The sequence below is a fragment of the Nocardia sp. NBC_00511 genome (assembly GCF_045161165.1).
In the GTDB taxonomy this organism is placed as follows: Bacteria; Actinomycetota; Actinomycetes; order Mycobacteriales; family Mycobacteriaceae; genus Nocardia.
On the sequence record NZ_CP107849.1, the window covers coordinates 434,176 to 455,483 of the forward strand.

The 21,308-nt window shown below is 68.5% G+C and carries 24 protein-coding genes; 13 read left to right on the top strand and 11 right to left on the bottom strand.

The features are described from left to right. The first annotated feature begins 29 nt into the window (after nucleotides 1–29). From OG300_RS02065 to coaD, 3 genes are all read left to right on the top strand, one after another. Nucleotides 30–770, top strand: a complete 741-nt coding sequence (locus OG300_RS02065; protein WP_405491527.1) for an SDR family oxidoreductase — start codon at nucleotides 30–32, stop codon at nucleotides 768–770. Nucleotides 771–784: 14 nt separating this feature from the next. After that, nucleotides 785–1,795, top strand: coding sequence for an RNA polymerase subunit sigma-70 (locus OG300_RS02070; protein ID WP_405491529.1), 1,011 nt, complete (start codon nucleotides 785–787; stop codon nucleotides 1,793–1,795). 145 nt (nucleotides 1,796–1,940) lie between these two features. Continuing rightward, nucleotides 1,941–2,426: a pantetheine-phosphate adenylyltransferase gene (gene coaD / locus OG300_RS02075; protein WP_405491531.1), complete on the top strand. Its 486-nt coding sequence runs from the start codon at nucleotides 1,941–1,943 to the stop codon at nucleotides 2,424–2,426. A gap of 127 nt (nucleotides 2,427–2,553) precedes the next feature. On the opposite strand, the gene OG300_RS02080 is transcribed toward coaD, so the two are convergent. Continuing rightward, nucleotides 2,554–3,567 carry a hypothetical protein gene (locus tag OG300_RS02080; RefSeq protein WP_405491533.1) on the bottom strand — a complete coding sequence of 338 codons (1,014 nt, stop codon included), beginning with the start codon at nucleotides 3,565–3,567 and terminating at the stop codon, nucleotides 2,554–2,556. Nucleotides 3,568–3,860: 293 nt separating this feature from the next. Beyond that, nucleotides 3,861–4,388 carry a GtrA family protein gene (locus OG300_RS02085; RefSeq protein ID WP_405491535.1) on the bottom strand — a complete coding sequence of 176 codons (528 nt, stop codon included), beginning with the start codon at nucleotides 4,386–4,388 and terminating at the stop codon, nucleotides 3,861–3,863. A gap of 235 nt (nucleotides 4,389–4,623) precedes the next feature. Between OG300_RS02085 and OG300_RS02090 the strand changes: the two genes are divergently transcribed. The 6 genes from OG300_RS02090 to OG300_RS02115 all read left to right on the top strand — a co-directional run bounded on the left by OG300_RS02090 (nucleotide 4,624) and on the right by OG300_RS02115 (nucleotide 8,656). Then, nucleotides 4,624–5,370: a DivIVA domain-containing protein gene (locus OG300_RS02090; RefSeq protein ID WP_405491537.1), complete on the top strand. Its 747-nt coding sequence runs from the start codon at nucleotides 4,624–4,626 to the stop codon at nucleotides 5,368–5,370. 99 nt (nucleotides 5,371–5,469) lie between these two features. Then, complete coding sequence (locus OG300_RS02095) at nucleotides 5,470–6,135, top strand: YceD family protein (protein ID WP_405491539.1); 666 nt, start codon at nucleotides 5,470–5,472, stop codon at nucleotides 6,133–6,135. Between the two features lie 2 nt (nucleotides 6,136–6,137). Then, complete coding sequence (gene rpmF / locus OG300_RS02100) at nucleotides 6,138–6,320, top strand: 50S ribosomal protein L32 (RefSeq protein ID WP_033088742.1); 183 nt, start codon at nucleotides 6,138–6,140, stop codon at nucleotides 6,318–6,320. A gap of 20 nt (nucleotides 6,321–6,340) precedes the next feature. Next, complete coding sequence (rnc, locus tag OG300_RS02105; protein WP_405491541.1) at nucleotides 6,341–7,114, top strand: ribonuclease III; 774 nt, start codon at nucleotides 6,341–6,343, stop codon at nucleotides 7,112–7,114. 6 nt (nucleotides 7,115–7,120) lie between these two features. Further along, a complete protein-coding gene (gene mutM / locus OG300_RS02110) occupies nucleotides 7,121–7,978 on the top strand; it encodes a bifunctional DNA-formamidopyrimidine glycosylase/DNA-(apurinic or apyrimidinic site) lyase (protein WP_405491543.1) in 858 nt (285 codons plus the stop codon). A gap of 96 nt (nucleotides 7,979–8,074) precedes the next feature. After that, complete coding sequence (locus OG300_RS02115; RefSeq protein ID WP_405491545.1) at nucleotides 8,075–8,656, top strand: dihydrofolate reductase family protein; 582 nt, start codon at nucleotides 8,075–8,077, stop codon at nucleotides 8,654–8,656. 16 nt (nucleotides 8,657–8,672) lie between these two features. On the opposite strand, the gene OG300_RS02120 is transcribed toward OG300_RS02115, so the two are convergent. The 6 genes from OG300_RS02120 to OG300_RS02145 all read right to left on the bottom strand — a co-directional run bounded on the left by OG300_RS02120 (nucleotide 8,673) and on the right by OG300_RS02145 (nucleotide 12,942). Continuing rightward, on the bottom strand, nucleotides 8,673–9,125 hold the full coding sequence (locus OG300_RS02120; RefSeq protein ID WP_405491547.1) for a DUF350 domain-containing protein: 453 nt from the start codon (nucleotides 9,123–9,125) through the stop codon (nucleotides 8,673–8,675). A 35-nt stretch (nucleotides 9,126–9,160) separates the two neighbouring features. Next, entirely contained in the window at nucleotides 9,161–10,324 is a 1,164-nt protein-coding gene (locus OG300_RS02125; protein ID WP_405491549.1) for a glutathionylspermidine synthase family protein, read from the bottom strand. Next, nucleotides 10,324–11,442, bottom strand: a complete 1,119-nt coding sequence (locus OG300_RS02130) for a hypothetical protein (protein WP_405491551.1) — start codon at nucleotides 11,440–11,442, stop codon at nucleotides 10,324–10,326. Before OG300_RS02130 ends, OG300_RS02125 begins: the two co-directional genes overlap by 1 nt. Nucleotides 11,443–11,469: 27 nt before the next feature. Continuing rightward, nucleotides 11,470–11,748, bottom strand: a complete 279-nt coding sequence (locus OG300_RS02135; protein WP_405491553.1) for an acylphosphatase — start codon at nucleotides 11,746–11,748, stop codon at nucleotides 11,470–11,472. Beyond that, nucleotides 11,748–12,212 carry an OsmC family protein gene (locus tag OG300_RS02140; protein WP_405491555.1) on the bottom strand — a complete coding sequence of 155 codons (465 nt, stop codon included), beginning with the start codon at nucleotides 12,210–12,212 and terminating at the stop codon, nucleotides 11,748–11,750. Before OG300_RS02140 ends, OG300_RS02135 begins: the two co-directional genes overlap by 1 nt. Before the next feature lie 70 nt (nucleotides 12,213–12,282). Continuing rightward, on the bottom strand, nucleotides 12,283–12,942 hold the full coding sequence (locus OG300_RS02145; protein WP_405491557.1) for an HAD family hydrolase: 660 nt from the start codon (nucleotides 12,940–12,942) through the stop codon (nucleotides 12,283–12,285). A gap of 153 nt (nucleotides 12,943–13,095) precedes the next feature. On the opposite strand from OG300_RS02145, the gene OG300_RS02150 reads away from it, so the two are divergent. Together OG300_RS02150 and OG300_RS02155 are read left to right on the top strand one after the other, a co-directional pair. Continuing rightward, the gene (locus OG300_RS02150) at nucleotides 13,096–14,289 is read left to right on the top strand and encodes a cytochrome P450 (RefSeq protein ID WP_405491559.1); all 1,194 of its coding nucleotides are present in this window, start codon (nucleotides 13,096–13,098) and stop codon (nucleotides 14,287–14,289) included. A gap of 106 nt (nucleotides 14,290–14,395) precedes the next feature. Beyond that, a complete protein-coding gene (locus tag OG300_RS02155; RefSeq protein WP_405491561.1) occupies nucleotides 14,396–16,027 on the top strand; it encodes an alkaline phosphatase family protein in 1,632 nt (543 codons plus the stop codon). A gap of 78 nt (nucleotides 16,028–16,105) precedes the next feature. On the opposite strand, the gene OG300_RS02160 is transcribed toward OG300_RS02155, so the two are convergent. From OG300_RS02160 to OG300_RS02170, 3 genes are read right to left on the bottom strand one after another with little or no spacing between them, the layout of a single operon-like run. Continuing rightward, complete coding sequence (locus OG300_RS02160) at nucleotides 16,106–16,807, bottom strand: response regulator (RefSeq protein WP_405491563.1); 702 nt, start codon at nucleotides 16,805–16,807, stop codon at nucleotides 16,106–16,108. Continuing rightward, a complete protein-coding gene (locus OG300_RS02165; RefSeq protein WP_405491565.1) occupies nucleotides 16,804–19,323 on the bottom strand; it encodes an ATP-binding protein in 2,520 nt (839 codons plus the stop codon). The genes OG300_RS02160 and OG300_RS02165 overlap by 4 nt, the downstream gene beginning before the upstream one ends. Continuing rightward, nucleotides 19,320–19,472, bottom strand: a complete 153-nt coding sequence (locus tag OG300_RS02170) for a hypothetical protein (RefSeq protein ID WP_405491567.1) — start codon at nucleotides 19,470–19,472, stop codon at nucleotides 19,320–19,322. Before OG300_RS02170 ends, OG300_RS02165 begins: the two co-directional genes overlap by 4 nt. Nucleotides 19,473–19,674: 202 nt before the next feature. Here OG300_RS02170 and OG300_RS02175 point away from each other — a divergent pair, with 202 nt between their 5' ends. Together OG300_RS02175 and OG300_RS02180 are read left to right on the top strand one after the other, a co-directional pair. Beyond that, nucleotides 19,675–20,091 (top strand): hypothetical protein, encoded by a 417-nt coding sequence (locus OG300_RS02175; RefSeq protein ID WP_405491569.1) that lies wholly within the window; start codon nucleotides 19,675–19,677, stop codon nucleotides 20,089–20,091. A 74-nt stretch (nucleotides 20,092–20,165) separates the two neighbouring features. Then, entirely contained in the window at nucleotides 20,166–21,224 is a 1,059-nt protein-coding gene (locus OG300_RS02180) for a hypothetical protein (RefSeq protein WP_405491571.1), read from the top strand. The last annotated feature ends 84 nt before the right edge of the window (nucleotides 21,225–21,308 follow it).

The window sequence follows — 21,308 nt, forward strand, 5'->3', positions numbered from 1 at the left end:
ATTCGACCAGCCAGCCTCAGGAGCCATCAATGTCCGAACACATCCAGACCGCCGTCGTCACCGGAGCCAGCCGCGGCTTCGGCCGCGCCATCGCCGCCACCCTGGTCGCCGCCGGTTACCGCGTCGTCGGCATCGCCCGCACCGGCAGCGACCTCGACGAGGTGCGGGCCGAACTCGGCGACCGGTTCATCCCCGTCACCGGTGACGCCACCGACGAAGCCCTCGCCGCGCAGGTGATCCGCGACCACCGCCCCGGCCTGCTCGTCCTGAATGCCGGAGCCCGGCCACATCTGGCCGCCCTGCCCGAGCAGACCTGGGAAACCTTCAGCACCAACTGGCACACCGACACCCACCACGCCTTCACCTGGATGCGCACCGCCCTGCTCGCACCCCTGGCCCCCGGCAGCACGGTGCTGGCGGTCTCCAGCGGCGCGGCCCTCAACGGTTCCCCACTGAGCGGCGGCTACGCGGGCGCGAAGGCCGCCATCCGCTTCCTGCGCACCTACGCCGCCGACGAATCCGACCGCACCGCACTCGGTCTGCGCTTCCTCGCGCTGCTGCCCCGCCTCACTCCCGTCACCGGCCTGGGCAGCGAAGCCGTCGCAGGCTACGCGGCACGCTCCGGCGTCGACGTCGAGACCTTCCTCGCCACCCAGCAACCCGTCCTCACCGCCGACCAGGTGGCCAAGGCCGTCCTCGAACTCACCACCGACCCGGCCAGTAGCGGCGAATACTTGGTGAGCGCCGCCGGAATCAAACCCCTCGCCTGAGAGGACGTGAACCGATGAAGACCAGTTCGTCCCCCTCCGAGGGGGAATTCGCCCGGCTGACAGGACGATTCCGTCCCGAGCTGCTCGCGCACTGCTATCGGATGGTGGGTTCGGTGCACGATGCGGAGGATCTCGTGCAGGAGACCTATCTGCGGGCCTGGCGGGGCTATGACGGGTTCGAAGGCCGTGCTTCGCTGCGCAATTGGATGTATCGGATCGCGACCAGGGTGTGTCTGACCGCGCTGGAATCCGGGGCCCGGCGGCCGCTGCCGTCGGGACTCGGCGCGCCGCAGGACGACCACCGGGTGGCCATCGCCGCGCGCGAACCCACCGTGGCCTGGCTGCAACCCGCGCCCGACAGCCTGTTCGGGTTCGACGACCCGGCGGCGATCGTCGGCTCTCGGGCCGGGGTGCGGCTGGCTTTCATTGCGGCACTGCAACTCCTGCCCGCCCGGCAGCGTGCCGTGCTCACGCTGCGCGATGTGCTGTCCTTCCGGACCGCCGAGGTCGCGGCCATGCTCGAAACCACCCCGGCGGCGGTGGACAGTGCGCTGCGCCGGGCCCGCGCGCGGCTGGCCGAGGCCGGGCCGGTGCAGGAGGATCTGGCCGAACCCGATGAACGCGCACAGCGCCGCCTGCTCGACGATTACGTCGACGCCTTCACCCGCGCCGACCCGGCCGCCCTGCTGGAGCTGTTGCGCGCCGACGTCGAAATGGAAATGCCGCCCACCCCGACCTGGTTCACCGGCCGCGACGCGGTGCTCGGCTTCCTGGGCACCCGCGTCCTGCGCCGCGGCCTGTGGCAGCTGACCCCGGTCACGGCCAACGGCCAGCCCGCGGTCATCGCCCACAAGCATTGCGGCGCGGACCGTTTCGAGGCGTACGGCGTCCAGGTGCTGACCCTGATCGGCGCCCGGATCGCCCGCATCACCGCCTTCAACGACCCGTCGCTGGTCGCCGCCTTCGGCCTCCCGGAGGTGATCGGATCCCGGACCGGAAGTGCGGACCAGGCCCCGGGTTCCTGACCGCCCCGGCGTGAATCAGGTTGCTCACCTGGACCTTTCAGTGGCGCGACGGTGGCCCGCCCGGGCGGTGGCGACCCTGCCCGGTCGGGCGGAAGCGGTCGGACCGGGCCATCGCGGCCGCCGCGGCATGCGGTAGCGTGCGGCCATGGCTGGAGCATTGTGCCCGGGGTCCTTCGACCCGGTGACCCTCGGACATCTGGACGTGTTCGCGCGGGCCGCCGAACAGTTCGACGAGGTCATCGTCACCGTGGTGGTGAACCCGAACAAGCAGGGCATGTTCACCGTCGAGGAGCGCATCGACCTGATCCGCGAGGTCACCGCCCACCTCCCGAACGTGCGGGTGGAATCCTGGCGCGGCCTGCTGGTGGACTTCGCCAAGCAGGAGGGCGTCACCGCCATCGTCAAGGGTCTGCGTGATGCCGGCGACTTCGGCTACGAGCTGCAGATGGCCCAGATGAACCGCAAGCTCACCGGCGTCGACACCTACTTCATCGCCACCAATCCCGCCTACAGCTTCGTCTCCAGCTCCCTGGTCAAAGAGGTGGCCACCTACGGCGGCGACATCGCCGACCTGCTGCCCCCGGTCGTCCACAAGCGCCTCCTCGCCCGCATCGCCGAGCGCCGCGGCTGATCCGAACCGCCGAGCGCCACTGCTGATTGCTGTCGCGGACCGAATCACTGTCCGCCCGAACGTGACTCGGCCCGCGACCCCGAACCGCGGCCGAGTCGCCGACCGGGCTCGGTGACTCCACCCCCGCTCAGCCGTCGCTTCCCGCGCCAGCCAGTCCGGCTCCCGCGACCTCGCCGGTCCGGTCGGAATGCAGCGTTCGCACGTGAACCTGCTGCACCGGCGGCGTCGGAGCGGGCTCGATGCGCCCGTCCGGCAGCCGGGCCTGCCGCGCCAGTGCCGCCCGCAGCGCGCCGCTCGCACCGTCGCGGACCAGGTCGTCCCAGGTCCAGCGCACCACCTCGAAACCCAGTGCGCGCAGCAGGCTTTCGCGCGCCCGCTCCCGGTGCAGCGTGGTCGCCATGTCCCGGCCGGGGCTCAGCAGGCGGCCGTAGCGGGTGGGCCCGTCGAATTCACAGATGACACCGGCGGATTCGTAGTAGAAGCCGACCCGGGCCACCGCACGCCCGTCGGCCGCGAGCACCGTGCCCTGCGATTCGGGCAGCGGCAGTCCGGCGCGATGGATCATGATGCGGCACAGCGATTCCCCGATGCCGCGGCTGCGTCCATCGAGCACCGCGATCACCTCGCGGGCCTGATCGATTCCGGTGCGCCACTTGGCCCGCGCGATCTCCGCGCTCAACTCCGCGTCGCCGAGCCCGAACGCGCCCGCCAGCGCGTCGCCCGCCACCACCGCGGCGTCGAACGGCAGCGACAGCGCCAGATCCACGATGGTGCGGGCAGGGGTGGTGACCGGCAGTCCGCCGATGTCCACCACCGAATCCACCGGTGACCCATGGACTCTGGTGGAGGGCCGGGTGCGCCCGCCGCCCCGGCGATTGCGGGTCACGCACACCCGCTCCAGCGGTGCCCGCCACAGTGTGGTGCCGTACAGCACGGCCGCGGACTGATGGCTCACCACCGTGTCCTCGGCCATTTCCGGCAGCAGTGCCTCGATCCGCAGCCGATGCTGTTCGCGCCGATCGAAGGTCGAGGCCGGACCCGGGGACCGGTGTCCGCGCAGGCTCTCCCGCAGCGTCCGCCCGGGTTTGGTTGTCGCACAGTGCCGGTGGGCCGCGGCCGCGGCGAGGCGGTCGGAGTTCACTGCTCCTCCCGGTGCGGACGACCCTGCCGCCGGCTGCGCACACACGATCCGCAGGCTCTGCCGGGTGGCCGGGGCGGTGTCGGGCCGGTCGTATCTCGGCGTCCCCCAAGGCATCCGCGCCGTCGGTCCATCTCGGAACCCCTCTCGTTCAAGGCTGCAGCGTTGCTGGATGCAGTCTTTGACGCGGACACGCGGAGCGGGGTTCCCACGGACGCGCGAGGGCACGGAAAGTCCGTGCGGGGGCACGGAAAGTCGGTGAGAAGGCTACGGAAAGCCCGGTGGGGGAGCGGGACTCAGAAGACCCAGAGCCGCAGGGTCAGGAAGCGCATGGTGCCGACGGCCGCTGTGATACCCAGCACCGCAATGGCTTCGGCGACATCGCCGAGTCCGGGCGCGGTGACCTCGAGCACGGCCAGCGCCCCCGAGGTGATGGCGAGCCCGACCAGTGCGAGCGCGCCGCCCTCGACCTGCGCGGTGTACCAGCGCACCCGATCGGCGGCGTGGAAGGTGAGTCGCCGGTGCAGTTCGTTGGCCACCGCCGTGCTCACGATCGAGCCTGCCAGGTTGGCCATCTGCGGGCCGCCGCCGTAGAGCGCGAGGAACAACAGGATGTAGCCGACATTGCTGAGGCCGCCCACCAGGGCGAACCGGATGAGCTGTGCGAACGCGGCCTCGCCGCGCAACCAGGTGCCGAGCTGGCCCAGCCACCGAGTCCACGTCGCGGAGAGTTCCTCCGCGCCATGGGCATAGGTGTTCACCAGACCGGGTACGGGCATCGTGGCCCGCTGCGGGATCTCGTGGACAGCCATTGTCTTCCCCATCCGACAACCTCGGTGCCCGACCAGGTCGAGACACCGGCGGACACCCTCTTTCATCTACTAAGGTAACACCAAGTGGAGCGCTTTCCTCCACTTGTTTTTGTGGCGTAAGGAACAGTGGGACCGTTCGGAAAACCTGCGACACGCCGTGTCGGACCTTGTTGACAGCGCGGATCCAGGCAGACTGGCTGCAGCGGAGTGTCTCGCCGTGAGTCCTGGCAGGAGAGTGGGGTAGAGCATGTACCGGGTATTCGAAGCGCTCGACGAACTTGTGGCCATCATCGAAGAGGCCCGCGGCATCCCACCGACCCGCAACTGCATCGTGCCGCGCGGCGAGGTCCTGGAGCTGCTCGACGATGTTCGCGAGGCCCTGCCCGGCGAACTCGACGACGCCCAGGACGTGCTCGATCATCGCGACAAGATCGTCACCGACGCCCGCACCGGCGCCGACACCACCGTCCGCACCGCCAACGAGCAGGCCCACCACACGGTGACCTCGGCCCGCGACGAGGCCGACCGCATCCTGGCCGACGCCAAGGCGCACGCCGACCGCATGGTCGCCGAGGCCCGCGCGCACGCCGAGAACCTGGTCTCCGCCGCCGAATCCGAGGCCGAGCAGGTCGTCGCCGATGGCAACCGGGAGTACGAAACCGTCACCGGCCGAGCCCGTTCCGAGGCCGACCGCCTCGCCGCCGCCGGTCAGGCCTCCTACGACCGCTCGGTCTCCGACGGCAAGGCCGAACAGGAGCGCCTGGTCTCGCAGACCGAGGTGGTCCGTGCCGCGCACACCGAATCCGCCCGCCTCATCGACGGTGCGCAGGCCGACTCCGACCGCCTGCGCCAGGAGTGCGACGAGTACGTCGACGGCAAGCTCGCCGACTTCGAGGAGACCCTGAGCAGCACCCTGCGCATCGTCGGCCGCGGCCGCCATCAGGTCCGCTCCGGCACCAGCGTCCCCGACTACGCTGCGGAGTTCCGCCGCTAGGGATATCGCGGCGAGCATCGGACCGCTCGTTTTGGGCTGAATCACGACGTTCGGTATTGTTGTGTGTTGCCCATTCCACACCGAGCGTGAGGTGAGTCTTTGTCCGCCGATTCCGGTTCCACTCCGCGTCCTCGTCGTCAGCAGACGCCGGTGGACGCGGGTTTCGTGCTGGACGTGCGCAGCCTCGGACGCAAACCCGGCTCGATGAAACAGCTGCATCGCGTCTTCACCATCGGCGAGCGGATCGGCCTGGAAATGGTCGGCGTCCCCGTCGGCGCCGAGGTCGAGATGGATCTCACCCTGCAGTCGGTCTCCGAGGGCGTGCTGGTGACCGGAACGGTCGACGCGCCCCTCGAGGGCGAGTGCTCGCGCTGCCTCGAATCGTTCACCGACGAGCTCGAATTGCACATCACCGAGCTGTTCGCCTACCCGGACAGCACGACCGAGCAGACCACCGAGGAAGACGAGATCCACCGTCTGGTCGACGACATGATCGACCTGGAACCGGTGGTCATCGACGCGGTCGGCCTGGAGCTGCCGTTGCAGCCGCTGTGCGCGCCGGATTGCCCGGGCCTGTGCCCGGAATGCGGGGTCAGGATGGCGATTGCGGGTTCCGGCCACGGTCATGAGATACTTGACCCTCGCTGGGCAGGGCTCGCCTCTTTCACGGCAGAGACCCCCGATGCGGCTACCGCGTCGGACCCAACAGATTCCACCCTTGCGGCACACAACGGTGCCGCGAGTAAGCAGACAGAGGAGAAGTAGTCGTGGCCGTTCCGAAGCGCCGGATGTCCCGTGCCAACACCCACGCGCGTCGCAGCCAGTGGAAGGCCACCGCGCCGACCCTGATCACCTGCCCGAACCGGGCTTGTGGCCAGCAGACCCTGCCGCACATCGCGTGCCCCAGCTGCGGCACGTACAAGGGCCGCCAGGTCACCTCGGCCATCTGATTCCCCAGCCAGCACCGACCGTGACCGCCAGCAAAGACGCGGCGGACATTCCCGCCGTAGGTGACGCAGCCGACCACGCCAGCCTGCTCGAGGCGCTCGGCGTGGGCCTACAACCGGAGCTTCTGCGCTTGGCGCTGACGCACCGGTCGTACGCCTACGAGAACGGTGGCCTGCCGACCAACGAACGCCTGGAATTCCTGGGCGATTCGGTGCTCGGCCTGAGCATTACCGAACGCCTCTATCTGGAGCACCCGGACAAGTCCGAGGGTGAGCTGGCGAAGTTGCGCGCGAGCGTCGTGAACATGCACGCGCTCGCCGAGGTCGCACGCAAACTCGGCGGGGGTGGCCTCGGCCGTCACCTGCTCCTGGGTAAGGGCGAAGAGCTCACCGGGGGCCGGGACAAGCCGAGCATTCTCGCCGACGGCATGGAGTCGTTGCTCGGCGCCGTGCATCTCGAGCACGGCATCGAGGTGGCTCGCGGTGTGGTGCTGCGGCTGTTCGCCGATCTGCTCGAGCGTGGTCCCCGCATGGGCGCCGGACTCGATTGGAAGACCAGTCTGCAGGAGCTGACCGCCGAACGCGGCATCGGCGTGCCCAGCTACGAGATCACCTCCACCGGACCCGACCACGACAAGGAGTTCACCGCCACCGCGGTGATCGGTGGTCAGGGCTACGGCCAGGGGGTGGGCCGCTCCAAGAAGGAAGCGGAGCAGAAGGCGGCGGGCGCGGCCTATCGGTCGCTGGAGGCCGAGAATTCCGCTGCCGCAGACGGAGATTCGTCAGCCAAGAGCTAGGGAACGATGCCCGAACTTCCCGAAGTAGAAGTCGTACGACGCGGCCTCACCGATCATGTGGTGGGCCGCGTCGTCGTCTCGGTGAACGTCAAGCACCAGCGTTCGGTGCGACGGCACGAGATGGGCGGCGACGATCTCGCCGCGCGCCTGGCCGGATTGCGCGTGGAAGCCGCGCATCGGCGGGGCAAATTCCTGTGGCTCACCTTCGACGAGCCGGATACCTCGCTGGTCGTGCATCTGGGCATGAGCGGGCAGATGCTGGTGCAGGCCGCGGATTCGCCGCTCGAGAAGCACGCGCACATCGTCGCGACCCTCGATGACGGCAACGAACTGCGCTTCGTGGATCAGCGCACCTTCGGCGGCTGGATGCTGTCGGATCTGGTCGAGGTGGACGGCACCCTGGTGCCGGAATCCGCCGCGCACATCGCGCGCGATCCCCTCGATCCACGCTTCGACGCCGACAAGGTCGTCACCACGCTGCGCGGCAAGCAGTCCGAGATCAAGCGACTGCTGCTGGATCAGACCGTGGTGTCCGGGGTCGGCAACATCTATGCCGACGAGGCGCTGTGGCGGGCCAAGCTGCACGGGGAACGCCCGGCCGCCAAGCTCACCCGGCCCGCACTGCACGGTCTGCTCACCGAGACGCAGGCCGTGATGGGTGAAGCCTTGCAGGCCGGCGGCACCTCCTTCGACGCCCTCTACGTCAACGTGAACGGCCAATCCGGCTACTTCGAGCGCTCCCTCAACGCCTACGGCCGCGAGGACGAACCCTGCCGCCGCTGTGGCGCGGTGATGCGCCGGGAGAAGTTCATGAACCGTTCGTCTTTCTCCTGCCCGCGCTGTCAGCCCCGCCCCAGGGGCTGATTCGGGTTCCCGGTCCGCTACGAGCGGCCCTATGGAAGCGATTGAGGCGCTAACGTTTTCAGTAGCGGCACGCGTTGTGCCGGCTGGAGGAAACAGATGCGCAAACTGACCTACTACGTCGCGGCGACCATCGACGGATTCATCGCCACCGATGCGGGCTCCGTCGACTTCTTCCCGGTCGGGGGTGATCACGGGCCGGCGATCATCGCCCAGTACCCGGAGACCCTGCCCACGAAGGTGCGTCAGGTACTCGGTCTCGACAAACCCTGCCAGAACTTCGACACCGTGATCATGGGTCGCAAGACCCACGATTTCGGTGTCCGGACCGGCACTTCCAGCCCGTACGAGCATCTACGCCAGTACGTGGTCTCCACCACCCTGCCGGAGAACCCGGCCCCGGACGTGGAGCTGATCGCCGAGGATCCGCTCGCCCGGGTGCGCGAACTCAAGCGCGAGAAGGGTCTTGGCATTTGGCTGTGCGGCGGCGGCGAACTCGCGCAGACCCTGCTGCCGGAGATCGATCAGGTGTTCCTGAAGCTGTATCCGATCGTGCTCGGGCACGGGCGGCCGCTGTTCGGTACGCCCGGCCAGCTGCCGGAGCCGTCGCGGTTCCGGGTGCAGACCAGCCGCGTCTTCGAGGACGGCGTCGCGTTCCTGAAGTACAGCCGCCTGCGCTGAGCCGGACCGGTCGCGGTCAGAGAATTGAGACCGCGACCACCAGGCCGAGGGCGAAGTGCGCGGCCGCCACGACCAGGGACTCCATGCTGAACTCGGGATCCTTCAGGACCGCGCCGATATCGATGCTGAGCACGAATTCCAGCACCCGCACCGAGATCACCTGGGCGATGATGCCGACCAGACCGAAGATGATCGTGGAGATCAGCCCCTCGGAGAGCTTGCCACCGGAGGAGAAGATGGCCAGCACCACGATCAGCGCCATCGAGACCATGCCGGAGGCGCTGACGATGATCGAGTTCGGCAGACTGTCGGCGACCATGCCGCGCAGGCTGCCCGGGGTGGTCGCGTCCAGGGCCGCGAAGCCGATGAGCATCAGGACCAGACCGACCAGGGCGTAGAGCACGATCGCGCCGACACCGCGGCCGAGTGAATGCCAATAGCCTGCTTCGAGCGCGAGAGTGGTCGTCATCGATCCTCCGGGCGGGTGCGCACTGGTTGGTGGGATTACTGCGGGATGCGGTGCGGGACGAATGTCGAGGTGTCGTCCGTGATGAGTCCCAGGGTCTCACGGATGCCGAGTCCGGCGGACGTATCGCCGACGATCCACGCGCCCAGTACCGGATGCATGCCGTCGAATTCCGGTAGCGGATCCAGCAATTGGTAGACGAAGCCCTCTTCGCCGTAGACGCCGCCGGTGGCGGTTTCCAGGCCCGCGCCGACGATGGTCATGTTCGCGCCCTCGCGGCCCAGTTTGGGTTTGCGGATGTACTCGGTGAGCTCGTGCGGGTCGTCGAGATAACAGGGCAGCAGGTTGGGGTGGCCGGGGTACATCTCCCACAGCACCGCCAGGATCGCCTTGTTGGACAGCAGGGTCTTCCACAGCGGTTCGATCCACGCGGTGGCGGGCAGCGAGCCGACCACCCGCTTGCCGAAGTCGTCGTCGAGGGCCCACTCCCACGGGTAGAGCTTGAAGATGCCTTCGATGGGGGCTTCGGCGAGATCGACGAAACGGTCCAGCTCCGTATCGAATCCGACGTCCTCGATGGGCAGCGCCACGGTATCGAATCCGGCCTCGGCAGCGGTCTCCTGCATGTAGGCGGTGGTGACGTTGTCCTCGCCGGAGGCGTCCGAACCCGACCAGCTGAAGTGCAGCTGGCTGCCGGGCAGCACGTCGCGCAGCTCGCCCCAGCGTTCGACCAGCTTCTCGTGCAACGAGTTCCACTGATCGTCGTCGGGATGGGTGTCGGTGAGCCAGTGCCACTGCACGATTGCCGCCTCCAGCAGGGAGGTGGGGGTATCGGCGTTGTACTCCAGTAGTTTCGCGGGTCCGCGGCCGTCGTAGCGCAGGTCGAAGCGGCCGTAGACGTGCGGGTCGGAGCGCTTCCAGGAGTTGGTGATGGGTTCCCAACTCCACTGCGGCAGACCGAAATCGGCGAAGCGCTCGGTGGTGACCACCTGTTCGACGGCGTGCAGGCACATGGTGTGCAAGACCTCGACCTGCGCCTCCATCGCCAGGATCTCGGACATGTCGAATTCGTAGTGCACCGATTCGTCCCAGTAGGGGCGCGGCTGGCCGTCGGCGTACTGCCCCGGCGAACCGTAGACGAGACCCTGGGCTTCGATGATCCGCTGCCAGCCCGGCCGCGGAGTGCTGCGTACCCGCCGCACTAGGACCCTCCACCCTTGACTTTCGCGCCCAGCCCGCCACGTTGAATGGTGCTGCCGCTCTTGGTTTTCACTGTCGCGCCGCTGGGTGCGCTGATGCTGCCGCCGCTGGGCGCGTGCCCGATGGTCCCGCTGCCGCCGTAGTAGTAGCGGTAGGAGTGTCCGGCCAACAAGAAGAAGCCCGGGCTGATGCCGCTGTTGCCGTGGCTCTGCGCGTCCGAACAGTAGTTGTCCGGGACGACGATCTCCTGACCGTCCTTGGTCGCGGTGACGGACTGGTTGTTGGGTCCGGTGGGCACCACCTCGCCCTGCTTGGCCACCACCGTGCACATGGCGGTCACCTCCGGCCCGGTCCAGGCGTCGTAGGCCAGGTATCCGGCCCCGACCAGCGCGGCCACGCCGACGATCGCGCCGCCGCCGATGAGTGTCTTTTTCTTCTTGCGGCGCTTGGCATCCGCGGCGTCCGCGTCGGCCTGCTCCTGCTCTTCGGCCCGCTTGCGCGCCTTCTCGCGGGCGCGCGCCTCGGCCACCGTGGGCGGGCGCGGCTGGGTGACCCCTTCCTCCTGCACGTTGATGCTTCCGCGCCGGCGCGGCTCGCCGGATTCGAGGCCTGGCACCGGCATGGCGAATTCCGTTGTCCCGGAACCGGGTTCGAGTGGCTCGGCCGGCAGCGCTCCGGCGGCGGAGGAGCTGCCGAAAGCGCCTGGCCCGCCGTGGAATCCGCCGGAGAGGCGGGGCGTGCCTTCCGCGCCACCGGGCAGCGGGAGGGTGGGGTGGTGCTCGCCGGGCCTGGGAGCCGTACCGGAAGGGTCCGCGCTGGACGGGGATTCACCCAGGATCGAGTACCCGACGGGCGGATAGTCCGGGTAGGCCGGTGCGGGGCCCGGGGCCGGGAACTCCAGCGTCGGCTGCGGACCGACTGCGGTCGAACCCGCCTCGTGCTGAGGGATGCCCTCCGTGGGCGTCGCATCGCTTGCCGCGGGCTCGCCGGGTACCGGGTACGCGTGGTGCCCCGGGTGCGCGGGATCCGCTGGGCCGGTATGGGATTCGGCCGGGGGCGTGGGGTCGGGCAGGGGACGGTCCGGGTTGTCCGGACCGCCGGTGGGACGATCAGTGGCCATTGGTCGACTCCATGAGCTCGCCGCGCGCTAGCGTTCTTCGAATCCTGTCATGCCGCCCTGGGCGGTACTCCAGTCTTCCACCACCAGGGTTACCCGCCCCGGCGTATTACCGGAACGTAGCAGGTCGAGCAGTGTTTCGCAGCGATCGCGGGGACCTTCGGCGACGACGTGCACCCGGCCGTCGCGATGATTGCGGGCGTAACCGGTCAGGCCCAGCTCCAGGGCGCGCGAGCGGGTCCACCAGCGGAAGCCGACGCCCTGGACCGTGCCGTGCACCCACCCGCTGAGCCGGACCGGTTCGGCCATCAGGCGTCGACGCGGAAGGTCAGGTTGATGGTGGTGCCCGCCTTCAGGGTGCGTCCGACGGTGCAGACCTTGTCGATGGCGCGCTGAGCGGCGACCAGGAGGCGCTGGCGGGATTCCTCGTCGAGTTCGCTGAGATCGAGTTCGAAGTCCTCGGTGAGCTCCGGGTAGGTCTCGTTCTCGCGGTCGGCGTCACCGGCGACGTGCACGGTGGCGTCGAAGCTGTCGCCGAGGCGGCGGGCCAGCGTGAAGTCGGCGCTGAGGCCGGTGCAGCCGGCGAGGGCGATCTTGAGCAGCTCGCCCGGGGTGAACGCGCCGGGCACGCCCGCGGATGCGATGAGCACCTCGCCGCCGCGGTTGTTGTGACCGGTGTAGGCGCGGGTGCCGGTGCGCTCGGCCCACAGTTTCACCGGCTCGGCGGCCGGTTCGGTGGCGGTGGTCTGCGGTGCGGCGGTCTGTTCAGCCATGGCAACGATCCTCCCATTGCGTCCATCGGGACAACCATTCGGTTGCCGCTCGTACGGAACGCGCCCGCGGTCAGCGGAATTCCGCCACCAGCTTCGGTGTGACGGCGTCGAGGGAGTCGACCACCCGGTCGGCCTTGGCGAGGGCGTCGGCGGCGGGTGGGTAGCGCGGGTGCGGGACGGCGATGACGGTCATGCCCGCCGCGTGCGCCGAGCGCAACCCGTTGCTGGAGTCCTCGATGGCGACGCAGTCCTGCGGCCGGGCGTGCAGCCGGGCGGCGGCCGCGAGATAGCCGTCGGGTGCGGGCTTGCCGCGTTCCACCTCCTCGGTGGAGACGGTCACCCCGAACATGGCGGTGAGGCCCATGTGGTCGAGGGCGACGTCGATCAGCCGTCGTGGTGAGGAGCTGGCCAGCCCGAGCCGGTAGTGCTGGGCGAGGTTGCGCACGGTGTCGGCGGCGCCGGGCATGAGCGGCAGGTGCTCGGCGTAGCGGGCGGCCATGCGGGAGATGACGTCGTCGGCCACCTCGCCCGGGGTGCGGCGGCTGTCGAGCAGGTCCTTGCTCAGGTAGGCCGACCATTCGGCGGTGCTCATCCCCATCAGCCGGTCCTGGGTGTCGGACAGCCAGCGGCCGTCCATCTCGTCGATGTACCCGCGCCGCACCTCCTCCCAGATCGGCTCGGTATCGATCAGTACGCCATCCATGTCGAAAACGATCGCCGCGACAGACATATCACCCATGGTGGTTCATGCCGGTCGCCGCACGGCGCACCGGGTGCCGTCCACTGACTGGGATCGTGGCCTGGAACCGCGTCGTGCCCGCCGCGGCGGGGTTAGCGTCCGAGACGAAAGACCAGTGGTGACAAGCGAATACCGAGGTGTGCCATGGGCACGGTGATGGACATCTACGACCCGGAGCTCTACCTGTCCGGGCCGATCCACCAGATCTTCGCGGATCTGCGTCGCACGCAGCCGGTGTACTGGCAGGACATGCCGGGCGAGCCGGGGTACTGGGCGGTCCTCAAACACGCGGATGTGTCGCTGGTGGCGCGCAATCCGCGACTGTTCTCCGCCGAGCGTGAGGGCGTGATCCTGGAGAACATGCCGCCCGAGCGGCTCGAGCAGACCCGCAACATGCTGCTGATGATGGATCCGCCGCGGCACACCGAGTACCGGCGGCCGCTCGCCGAGCATTTCAAGGCCCGCGTGATCGGGGAGATGGAGCAGCGCATCCGGGAGCTGACCCGCGCGCTGCTCGACACCGTCGACGGTGACACCGAATTCGTGCACGACGTGGCCGGGGTGCTGCCCAGCCAGGTGGTGGGCGGGCTGTTCGGGATTCCCGAGGCGGACTGGCCCGACATTCGGCAGTGGGCCGAACAGTCCACCAGCCAGCAGGATCCGGATCTGGTCGGTGATTTCGACGCCACCGCCGAGATGACGAAGATGGCGATCTACGCGATCCAGTTCAGCATGGCGCGCCGCGAGCAGCCGCCCCGGGCCGATCTCACCTCGCTGATCCTGGCCGGGAACTTCGGCGGAAAAGCCATGGACGACTTGGAGTTCGGCAGCTTCTTCACGCAGCTGGTGACGGCGGGCAACGACACCACCAAGACCATGCTGTCCTCGGGCCTGCAACTGCTGCTCGAGCATCCCGAGCAGCTGGCCGCGCTGCGGGCGGATCCGGCGCTGATTCCCGGTGCGGTGGAGGAGATCCTGCGTTTCGCCAACCCGCTGCACTACTTCCGGCGCACCGCCACCGCCGACACCGTGCTGCGCGATGTCGAGATCAAGGCGGGCGACAAGGTCGCCATGTGGTACACCTCCGCCAACCGTGACGAGGACGTGTTCGCCGACGCGCAGCGCTTCGACATCCGCCGCAATCCCAACCCGCACCTGTCCTTCGGCCTGGCCCAGCACTTCTGCCTGGGTGTGCATCTGGCCAGGCTGGAGGGCCGGGTGTTCTTCGAGGAGTTGCTGGCGCGGTTCCCCCGCATCGAGCAGACCGGTGCGTCCCAGCGCATTCGGTCCAACCTCAACAACGGGCTGAAGTCGTTGCCGCTGCACCTTTCGCGCTGACACTGTTCGCGCGGGCCTCACCGTCCGGTCGCCCTGCTGTAATCCGGGGCGGCCACTCTTTCCGGGATTCTCGGCATGCCCCGGGTGGGGAGCCGGAAGGCGAGGAATGGAGTTGAGTCAGGTGCGCGGTAGAGGTCAGCGGCTGGTGGTGGCCGGTGTGTGTGCGGTGGTGGGGTTGACGGCGGCGGGTTGCGGCAGCGGCGGTGACAAGGCGGCGCACGACGAGCATGTGCTGCTGCTGTCGATCGACGGCATGCACCAGTCCGATCTCACGGACTATGTTGCGGCGCACCCGGATTCGGCGCTGGCCAAGCTGGCCGCGCGCGGCGCGCAGTACACCGGCGCGCAGGCCCCCGCGCCCGCCGACTCGTTCCCGGGCACCATCGCCCTGGTCACCGGCGGCAGCCCGAAGACCACCGGCATCTACTACGACGACACCTGGGCTCGCGATCTGCTCCCGGCGGGCACCAAGGACTGTGCCACCGCGAAGAAGGGCGCGCAGGTCTCGCTGACCGAGGAGATCGACAAGAACACCGACAGCCTCGACGCCGGGCAGGGCCTCAGTGGGTTGCCCGACGGCATCGCCGCCATGACCGGTGACCCGTCGACCGTGCTGGATCCGGCCAAGCTGCCGGTGGATCCCGTTACCTGCCAGCCGATTTCGCCGTCGGACTACCTGAAGGTGAATTCGGTCTTCTCCGTCGTGCACGCCGCCGGGCAGCGCACCGCGTGGGCGGACAAGCATCCGGCGTATCAGATCATGAACGGCCGCGGCGGGCGTTCGATCGACGACCTGTTCACCCCGGAGATCGACGGCAAGTCGCCCAGTGGTGACGTGTGGACCAAGTCCGCCGAGCTGGGCCGTCGCTACGACACCTACAAGGCCGACGCGATCGTCAACGAGATCGCGGGCAAGGATCACTCCGGAACCCAGCAGCCCGGGGTGCCCGCGCTGTTCGGGATGAACTTCCAGGCGGTGTCGGTCACCCAGAAGATCGCTGCCTCCAAGGGGTACGCGGCGGACGGCAAACCCGGTGCGCTGCTTGCCGGTTCGCTGGATTTCGTGGATCAGCAGCTGGGCCGGTTCGTGACCGCGTTGGACAAGGCCGGGTTGACCGGCAAGACCACCATCGTGTTGACCGCCAAGCACGGGCAGTCGCCGATCAAGGCGGACGCGCTGACCCGGGTCGACGACGCCCCGATCATCGACGCCATCGACAAGGAGTGGGCGAGTGCCCATCCCGAGACGCCGAAGCTGATCGCGCACTCCATCGACGATGCCGCCATCCTGTGGTGGCTGGCCGACCGCTCCCCGGACGCGATCGCCTTCGCCAAGCGGAAACTGCTGGAGGCCAAGGGAACCGGCACCGATATCGCCGGCAACCCGAAGCCGTTCACTGCCTCCGGTGTCGATGTGAACCAGGTGTACGCGGGCGCGGACGCGGTGAAGTACTTCGACACCACCGCCGATGACGCCCGGGTGCCGGACCTGTTCGCGGGCACCAACGGCACCGTGTACACGGCGGGCAAGTCCAAGATCGCCGAGCACGGCGGCACCAGCCCCGATGATCGCCACGTGCCGTTGCTGGTCGTGGGTTCGGGGATCGCCAAACACGATGTCGCCGACCAGGTCTCGCTGACCGAGGTCGCTCCCACCATCCTGACCCGCCTGGGCCTGGATCCCGGCAAGCTCGACGCGGTGACCTTCGAACACACCGCGGCCCTGCCGAGCCTGTAGGGGTCCTTCGAAGATCAGGGAGCTCTCCCTGGGAAATACTGTCCGATTTCCCGTGGTGAGAGCTCCCTGATCACTTTTCTAGGCCTGGAAGCGGTAGCCCATCCCGGCTTCGGTGAGCAAGTGTTTGGGCTGCGACGGATCGTCCTCGAGTTTGCGGCGCAACTGGGCGAGATACACACGCAGGTAATGGGTTTCGGTCGCGTAGGACGGGCCCCACACCTCGCGCAGCAGTTCGCGGCGACCGACCAGCTTGCCGCGATTGCGGACCAGCATCTCCAGCACACCCCATTCGGTGGGGGTGAGGTGGATGTCGCGGCCGTGCCGGGTGACCTTCTTGGCGGCGAGATCGACTGTGAAGGACGAGGTTTCGATCACCGGTTCGGCGGTGTCGGCGGTGTTGGCGGAGCGGCGCACCGCGGCGCGCAGGCGGGCGAGGAGTTCGTCCATGCCGAAGGGCTTGGTGACGTAGTCGTCCGCGCCCGCGTCGAGGGCCTCCACCTTGTCGGAGGAGTCGGTGCGCGCCGAGAGCACGATGACCGGTGCGGTCGACCAGCCGCGCAGGCCCGCAAGGACTTCGATGCCGTCCATATCGGGCAGGCCGAGGTCGAGGACGACCACGTCGGGGTGTTTCTCGGCGGCCGCGCGCAGGGCGGCCGCACCGTTGGCCGCCGTCGTCACCTCGTAGCCGCGCACCGACAGATTGATGCGCAGGGCGCGCAGGATCTGTGGTTCGTCATCGACCACCAGGACTTTGGTCGGCGCCGGCGCCGCGTTCGTCACCTGTTCTCCTCTGTCGTGACCACCGGAGTCGCACCGGAGGGCAGATCGATCACCATGGTCAGGCCGCCGCCGGGGGTGGGCTCCGCGTGGACGGTGCCGCCCATGGCGTCGACGAATCCGCGCACCACCGACAGGCCGAGGCCGACGCCGGTGGAGTTGTCGCGGTCTCCGAGCCGCTGGAACGGCTCGAACAGTTGATCTTCCAGGCCGGTCGGAACGCCCGGTCCCGAGTCGACCACCGTGATGGCGACCCGCTCACCCGTATTCTCGGCCGCCACCCGGACACTCGAGTCGTCGGGGGAGTAGCGCACCGCGTTGTCGATGAGGTTGGCCAGCACGCGCTCCAGCAGACCGGAGTCGGCGCGCACCGCGACGGTTCCGACCTCGACCTTGACCCGGTCCATGGCGGCGCGGCGCAGGCCGCGGGTGCCCATGCCCATCAGCGCGTGGTGCACCACCTCGTCGAGGTAGACCTTGCGCATCTGCGGTTTGATGACGCCGACGGCCAGGCGCGAGGAGTCGAGCAGGTTGCCGACCAGTGCGGTCAGCTGATCGACGGATTCCTCGATGGTTTCCAGCAATTCGGCGGTGTCCTCGGGGGAGAACTCCACGTCGTCGCTGCGCAGGCTCGACACCGCCGCCTTGGCCGCGGCCAGCGGGGTGCGCAGGTCGTGGCTGACGGCCGAGAGCAGTGCCCGGCGCAGTTTGTCGGCCTCCATGACCGCCTGTGCCGCACTGGCTTCGGCCTGCAGCTGGGTCTGATGCACCAGTCCCGCGGCCTGATTGGCGACCGCGCCGAGTACGAGTCGGTCCGCCGCGGTCACGGGACGCCCTCGCAGCAGCAGCCAGTGCATGTCATCGCCTGCCTCCAAAGCGGTTTCGGCGTCGCTGACCTTGGTCGGCGGCTTGTCACCCACCGACGCGATGACCTCGTCGTCGGTGACCAGGCTGACCGAGTCCTGGTTGTAGGTTTCCCGGGCCTTCTCCAGCAGATCCGGCAGATCCGCGCCGTGCAGTACCGCGCCCGCGAACAGGGTCAGCAGCTCGGCCTGGCGAGAAGCCTTGCGCGCCTCGCGGGTTCGCTTGGCCGCCACGTCGACCAGTGCCGCCACCGCGACCGCCACCACCAGCAGCACCACGATGGTGAGGAAGTTGTCGAGCTGCGCGATGGTGAGGCTGTAGCGGGGCTGGGTGAAGAACCAGTTCAGCAGGATCCCCGACAGCAGCGCCGAGGCCGCCGCCGGTGCCGGACCGCCGAGCAGTGCCACCGCGATCACGCCGATGAAGAACAGCGAACTCTCGCCGCTGAGGTCGAGCAGGCGGTCGAGCCAGAAGTAGATGATCGCGCAGATCGCCGACGGCACCGCGATCGCCGCCGACCACGATCCGAGTTTGCGTTCCCGGCGGGTCAGCGAGGACCAGCGCAGTCCGCCGCCGCTGTTGGATTCCTCGTGGGTCACCATATGGACGTCGATTTTGCCCGAATCCTGCACGACGGTGGCGCCGATGCCCTCATCGACCATGCGCGCCCAGCGTGAGCGGCGCGAGGTGCCGAGCACCAGCTGGGTGGCGTTGACCTGCCGTGCGAAGTCCAGCAGCGCCGTCGGCACGTCCTCGCCGGTGACGGTGTGCAGGCTGGCATCCAGCCCCGTGGCCAGATCTCGCAGCCGGGCGAGTCGCTGCGCCGAAACTCCCGCCAGGCCGTCGCCGCGCACCACGTGCAGCACGATCAGCTCGGCGCTGGACTTGGCGGCGATGCGGCTGGCGCGGCGCACGATGGTCTCGGATTCGGGGCCGCCGGTGACGGCCACGACCACGCGTTCCCTGGCCTCCCAGGTCGCGGTGATCTTGTGGTCCTCGCGGTATTTGGCGAGCGCGGCGTCGACCTGGTCGGCCAGCCACAGCAGGGCCAATTCCCGCAGCGCCGTGAGGTTTCCGGGTCGGAAGTAGTTGCGCAGCGCGGCATCCACCTTCTCGGCCGCGTACACGTTGCCGTGAGAGAGCCTGCGCCGCAACGCTTCCGGCGTGATGTCGACGAGCTCGACCTGATCGGCGGAGCGAACCACCCAGTCCGGCACCGTTTCCCGCTGCACGATCCCGGTGATCTGCTCGACCACGTCGTTGAGGCTCTCCAGGTGCTGCACGTTGACGGTGGAGACCACGTCGATCCCCGCGTCCAGCAGTTCCTGCACATCCTGCCAGCGCTTCTCGTGCTTGCTGCCCGGAATATTGGTGTGCGCCAACTCATCCACGAGGACGACGGACGGCCGCCGCCGCAGCACCGCCTCCACATCGAGTTCAGGCATGCTGGTGCCCCGATACTCGATCATCCGGGGCGGAATCCGCTCGATCCCGCCCAGCATCTCCGCCGTCTTGGACCGCCCGTGCGTCTCCACCACCGCGGCCACCACATCGCGCCCACGCTCGATCCGCCGATGCGCTTCGGAGAGCATCGAAAAGGTCTTCCCCACGCCGGGGGCAGCACCCAGATAGATCCGTAGTTGGCCGCGTTTCACTCGTCCATCATTGCGCGCGGCGCGCGCAAGCCCTGGTTCGACGTGCGGACACGCTCCCGATCAGCCTCGGCATGGGACAGCACCCGCAACAGCAGCGCACAGGCGACGAACCCGAAGATCACCATCAGGGTGACCGCGATCTGCGGCACGCTCTTCTCCTAACAAGTCCGCGAAACACGAGCCCGGCCGAGCAGTCTGCGGGCTCGGCCGAACATTCCACTTTTTACCTCCCTCGCTGGTCAGCCGACCGGCCCTAACACTTTCTTTACGGGGTGGGGGCGCGATGTTGACGGCATCCGTGCAGGGGTGGCAGGTCCGTGCATGGCGGGGGCCGCGAATCCGGTGGTATCAATGACCGTGCCCGAGCCCGTTGCAGTCTCGTCGGAAGCATTGCGGATATTCGCACTGATCGGAGACATCGAATGGTTCGGGATCGACGTCGGGTACGACGATGGCGGTACGCGGCGAACGCCTCCGCAAATTGTCTGGCGCTTCGAGATCGAGCCCGAGGGGTTCCTCGAGTGGCTTCGTGACACGGTCGAGGGCTACGAGGGAACGGTCGCGTGGACCATCGATCAGCCCGATCGGAATTTCCTGCTGCTGCCGAAGCGGGTCTCCGAGGAGCTGGTCGCTCGTGCGGGAGTCAGCGGCAAGGATGTGGCCCGCGATATCGGCATCGCTGATCCGGAATTCGCGAACGACGCGATATCGGATCTGAGGCCACTGCTGGCTTTCCTCCGAGCCGCCATCGCTCACCCGGGTGCGTGAGTGCGGCCCCGGCTACCCTGAGCGTGAAAGTCGCTGATCCACGAGGGCCGGGTCGGCAGGTGAGGTGTCGTGACATGCAGGACGCAGGTGTCGAGTTCCGTGGCACGGCGCGGCCGTGGTGGGCGTGGATGTGCTGGGTCGCTGTGATCGCGGTGTTCTACGGCGGTGAGATGGGGCTGGTGCGGGTGCTGCACCCCAGCGGCCGCCACGACACCCGCGTTCTCTCGATCATGGTGTTCGGGCTGGCGGTCGCGGTGGCCACTGTTCCGCTGTCGAAATACCTCGACAGTCGTCCGATTACGGTGCGGCTCAATGGGTCCGGGGTCGAGCTCGGACGTTTCGGTACCGCTTCGCGGGTCGGTGGACCGCCGCCGGGCCGGTGGTGGCAGCGGGGTGTCGGCACGACCATCGGCGGCGTGCTGCACATCCGAACCCGCTATCGCAGTGTGCGAATCGGCGCCCGGGGCCGTGACGCGGCACCGCCGGGCGTCGGCGGCCCCGCGGCAACCAGCGTGCACATCACCCTGTCCGCCGCGGATTTCGATCGCCTCGTGGCCGTCCTGCACCGGGGAGTGCCGACCCCGCCCCGCCCGATCGAGCTGTACGCCTCCGGCGGTACCTCGATCTCGCAAGGGCTGGTACTGATCCCGACCCTCTTCGTGGGCGGCTTCCTCGTCGCCTGCACAGCTGAACTGGCCATGCTGGCAAGGCATCCGACGGCCGGCCTGCCGATCGCTATCGCCGGTGCCATCGCCATCCTGATCGTATTGGCCATCGAGACAACAGTATTGAGCGCGAGACACCCCGGACCGAAGTACCTGCTGGAGTTCAGCGCAGGCGAAGCCCTCGTCTACGCCCCCTCCCGCCGCTGCCTCGCCCGAGGCCGACCCCGCTACCGCCGCGGTAGCCGCGCCGCCCGCGTCGGTGCACAGTCCGCATCGAGCACGGTGCACGTCCCCGCGATCGAACTCACTGTGCCACCGCTGAATCCATTGCTGATCGAGCTACCGGACCGCATGCACTGGTCGGCGACGCCCACTTTCACGGGTCCGTACCTGACCATCGGCACACCCGATTGCGCTCGACTACTGACCGCCCTCGGACTACCGGCCCCACACCCGGACCAGCAGTAACCAACCGCCCTCTCCGCCAGCGCCGCAGCCTCTTCCACACCTCCGAACGTGATTGGAGGGAAGTCCCCGCGCACCGACATCAGT